At 62.9% G+C, this 626-nt stretch carries 1 protein-coding gene; it reads left to right on the top strand.

The features are described 5' to 3' along the window. On the top strand, positions 1-626 hold a 626-nt coding region (locus PL640_RS25490), incomplete at both ends, for a methyl-accepting chemotaxis protein (RefSeq protein ID WP_269830283.1).

Genomic DNA, 626 nt, shown 5'->3' with positions numbered 1-626 from the left:
GGCAACCAGATGGCCGAGGCGGCCGAGGATCTTGCCAAACGGACTGAGCAGCAGGCTGCTTCGCTCGAAGAAACGGCAGCCGCCGTCGACGAGATCACCGTCACGGTTCGCTCGTCGGCGGAACGTGCCAAGGATGCCGACCAGATCGTCCGCCAGGCCAAGCAGAGCGCCGACGATTCAGCCATCGTCGTCAACAATGCGATCGATGCGATGGGCCGGATCGAAGAAGCCTCCCGCCAGATCGAGCAGATCACCGGCGTCATCGACGAGATCGCCTTCCAGACCAATCTGCTGGCGTTGAATGCCGGCGTCGAGGCGGCACGCGCCGGCGATGCGGGCAAAGGCTTTGCCGTCGTTGCCCAGGAGGTGCGTGAACTGGCGCAGCGCTCCGCCAAGGCGGCCAAGGAGATCAAGGTCCTCATCAACAAGTCGACGGCCGAGGTCAATACCGGCTCGCATCTGGTCCAGGAAACCGGTTCGGTCCTTGCGAAGATCAGCTCGCAGATCGTCACGATCAGTCAGCATGTCGAGACGATCGCCCGCGGCAGCCACGATCAGTCGAGTGCGCTGCAGGGGGTCAACTCGACCGTCAATCAGATGGACCAGATGACACAGCACAATGCGGC

It is taken from the genome of Agrobacterium sp. ST15.16.024, from assembly GCF_027956545.1.
GTDB classification, from domain to species: Bacteria; Pseudomonadota; Alphaproteobacteria; order Rhizobiales; family Rhizobiaceae; genus Agrobacterium; species Agrobacterium cucumeris.
Note: the sequence above shows the minus strand (reverse complement) of the source record. Positions and strands in the feature narration are given on the sequence as shown.